The organism is Armatimonadota bacterium (genome assembly GCA_020354555.1).
GTDB lineage: Bacteria > Armatimonadota > Hebobacteria.
This window is the reverse complement of record CP070648.1, coordinates 4,241,448-4,245,073: the sequence shown is the minus strand read 5'-3', so window position 1 is coordinate 4,245,073 and position 3,626 is coordinate 4,241,448. Positions and strand designations below refer to the sequence as shown.

Annotated in this window: 3 protein-coding genes; 2 read left to right on the top strand and 1 reads right to left on the bottom strand. The window is 69.6% G+C overall.

Annotated features, from left to right (window positions below; all coding sequences use genetic code 11):
- On the top strand, positions 1–252 hold a 252-nt coding region (locus tag JSV65_17325), incomplete at its 5' end, for a hypothetical protein (protein ID UCH34269.1).
- Positions 253–268: 16 nt separating this feature from the next.
- Here JSV65_17325 and JSV65_17320 read toward each other — a convergent pair.
- Complete coding sequence (locus tag JSV65_17320; GenBank protein ID UCH34268.1) at positions 269–1,939, bottom strand: hypothetical protein; 1,671 nt, start codon at positions 1,937–1,939, stop codon at positions 269–271.
- A gap of 196 nt (positions 1,940–2,135) precedes the next feature.
- On the opposite strand from JSV65_17320, the gene JSV65_17315 reads away from it, so the two are divergent.
- The coding region (locus tag JSV65_17315; protein UCH34267.1) for a sulfatase at positions 2,136–3,626 on the top strand (1,491 nt) is incomplete at its 3' end.

Sequence of the window (3,626 nt, the reverse complement as noted above, 5' to 3'; positions counted from 1 at the left end):
GTCGATGAGTACCAGAAGCACGGCTTCGAGGTGATCGGCGTGGTCGGAAACGACGGCTCGCCTGCCTGCGGCGTAGCGACCACACACCATCTCGCCGGCGAGGGGCCGGGGGCAGGCGGATTCATGATCGTACTGCGCGAGGAGCTCGAGAAGCGTGGTCTCGACATCCCCTTCGTCGCCCTGCGAGACCTCAAGTGGGCGGAGAGAGCGGAGAGGCTCAAGGCCCTTCTCGATGCCGCCACGGCGGAGTGAAGCGGCTCGTCCTCCCCTACTCCGCCGCCAGCTCGCCGACCGCGTAGATCGCCACCGTACCGTCGTCGAACGCCGATGTGAACCGCGGGTCCGACCGCAGGTATCCTTCGAAGGACGCGTTCCGCGCGTGGTCCACCACGATGTGCGACGCGCGAAGTTCGTCGTGCACGAAGGCGTATGTATCGACGGCCGCGCTTGGGCTGCGCGCCAGGTCGCCGTAGGTGACCGCGGAGGCCGTCCCGGTCGCCAGGTGATGGAACTTCCAGTAGAGCTGGGGATCGTACGCGTAAAGGAAGACCGGATCGAGCCCACTCACGTAGTAGTCCGCGCTGTTCCAGAAGAACAGCTCCGCGAACGTGCTCCAGTTCACGTTGTAGATGATCTCCCCGTCCCGGCCGTTGTCCCGCAGCCACTCCGCCGGCGCCTTCGGGCGATACTGCGTCGAGGACGTCCACGTCGTGTGCGCCGCGTTCGCCCTCAGCCCGTTCCACATCAGCCCGCCCAGCACCACCGCCAGCACGCATGTCGCCCCCACCCGCGCCCCTCTCCCGAGCAGCGGCCCCTCCCCATCCCGGCCCCGCTCGAAGAGGAGCGTGAAGGCCACTGCGGGAACGATCGCCGCGCACGTCGCCCACAGCGGCGTCACCCGCTTCGTGCTCCCAACCGCGACCGCGAAGAACAGCGCCGAGAGCACCATGCTGCTCCACGCCAGCGTCCGATCGTGCGGCGCGGGCGCCAGCTTCCGGCTCTCGCCCGCCGCCATGATGGCAATCGCCGCCGCCCCCCACAGCACGAGCGCAACCGCGAAGGCGCCGAGAGCCGAGGTCGGCACCGGGTCCCACTCCCGGCCGAACAGCAGCGGCAGTTGCGCATACCGCGCCGTCTCGTGCACGATCACCTGGTGGTACTCCAGCTTCGCCACCCCGATCGGGTTCGGCCGCACCGCCCAGGCCAGCACGATCCCGCCCAGCGCCGCCGCGTACTTCCACCACTCCCACTGCGACTCCACCACCCGCTTCACCACCGCCGCGCCCACCACGATCACCGGCACGACCGCAAAGGCGTTCAGATGGAAGAAGGCAAGCAGGAAGCTCGCCGCCAGCACCCCCCACGCGCTCCCCGTCACCATGAACGACAGCAGCAGCGCCGAGAACCCCATCGTCAGCGTCTGCGGCCTCGTCATCACGAACGTATACGTGATCGGCCCCCCGATGAAGAGCAGCAGGAACGGCCACGCCGCGGCATACGCGATCTGGTGCCGCCGCAGCACCACGTAGAGAAGGACGAGGACGACCGCCGTCTCGCATGCCGCCGCCAGCTTCATCCCCAGCATCTCGTCCCGCACGAACGTGAAGGGAATCAGGAAGAAGTGGAACCCGTACCCGATGTCGCCGGCGAACCGGCTCATCGTCGAGTACACGATCCAGGGGAACTCCCTCATCCAGATGCCGAGCTCAGAGTAGAGCTGGGCGTGCCGGAAGTGATAGAAGCTGTCATACCCCGGGATGCCTGGGGTCCGCAGCCGCACGACCACCGCCACTGCCAGCGCGACGACCGCATACGCCGACACGCTCAGAACGCCGAACAGCGGTCCCCGCGCGCGCCCGGGGGCCGCGCTCGCCTCCGAGCGTTCCGGCGCTCGTCCCTCGCCTCCGACCTCTGCTCCCTGATGGATGTCCTCGGTCACCTTCGTACCGTTCTACGTCGGCCGGGCGTTCACATCCTCCGTCCTGGACTCAGCGCGCAGGCCGACCGCCCGCCGGGCAGGAACTGCCCGTGTCCCCCCGAACCGTAGACCAGCGCGCCCGGATGTGCGTCGCCCGTCTCCCACGAGCGGCATCGAGAGACCACCAGCACTCCATACTGCCCGCGGCCACCCCATCATGATCCGACACCTGCGGCTCCTGTCGCCGACCGTCCTTCACTCGGCTTCCATCGGAGGCATCGCCGGCATCGTCTTCGCGGCGAGAGAGATCGCCGCGCATGACTACCTGCGGCACCACCTCTGGCGGACCGCGCTCTGGATCGCCTCCCGCGATGCCGCGTTCGGCGCGCTGCTGGGGGGAGTGACAGGCGCTCTCATGGTCCTCTCCCTCGCCGCCTGGCAGGCCCGTCTCCCCTCGACGGCTCCGGACTCGGGGACGTCCTCGGCTTCGCCGGAGCCAGCCGTGACGCCTCGTCTCCTGCGCCGCTTCGCCGCCTTCTTCGCCGCCTGCTCCGCCGCGGCCCTCCTCCTCATGCCCGCCGAGGCGCCCCAGGCCTTCGGCCTCTCGCATTGGTACCTCGTCGCGGCCTCCCTCGCCCTCGCCTGGATCGTCGTGCGCAGCTCCGCCGTAGAAGCCTCCCTCTCCGCGGACCGCGATGGACCCTCCCTGCAGTTCGCGCTCCTCTGGTCGGTCGCCGTGACTCTCGCATACGTCCTCGGCCTCGCCCACCTCTGGGCGCGCGCCTGGCCCGGATGGATCACCGCGTGCGCGGCATGCGTCGGACTGCTCGCCGCGCTCGCGGTCTACGCGGCTCTGCGCCGTCCGGTTCGATGGCTGGCCGAGCGGCTCGGCGGCGTCGTGCCCGCGCGCCTGCCGGCCGGACTGCACGTTGCCGCCGTCCTCACAATGATATGCTTAGCAGTGCTCTGGGCTTGCGGGCTGTTCGTCGGGCGCCGGACGCGAGCCTGGGCCGCGGCATCCGGCACGAACATCATCGTCATCGCCGTGGACACCCTCCGATGGGACGCCACCAGTCTCCTATCCCCCGACGAGCACGAGCGCGATTGCACCCCGAACACCCGCCGCCTCCTCACCCCTCGCTCCACCGTCTTCACCCACGCCTACTCCCAGGCGCCGTGGACCCTGCCCTCGTTCGGCTCCATCTTCACCGGCCTCTACCCCGAGCAGCACGGCGGCGAGCACGTCTGGAGCCGCCTAGGTCCAGAGCAGGCCACGCTCGCCGAGATCCTTCGCGACCGTGGCTACCAGACGATGGCCGTCGTCTCCGGCCACTACGTCACCAGCGAGGTCGGCATGCTCCAGGGCTTCGGCCTGCGCGACGAAACCATGGCTCTGGGCGGCGCAGCCGTCACCTCCGAAGGTGTGACCGACGGCGCGCTCGCATTCATCGAGGCCGCCGACCCCGACCGGCCCTTCTTCCTCTTCGCGCACTACTTCGACCCGCACTACCCCTACATCGGCCACCGTGAGGTCGATCTCGGCCGCGCCCGCGCCGATGGACCGGCGCCGGCCGAACGCGGGCCCCGACCCTTTCCGCCCGGCGGGGGCGAACCCGGCAGAGGTGGCTTCGCATTCTCCGCCGACCGCGCCACCTACGATGAGGAAGTCGCCTACGTGGACCTGCACATCGGCCGCCTCCTCACCTTC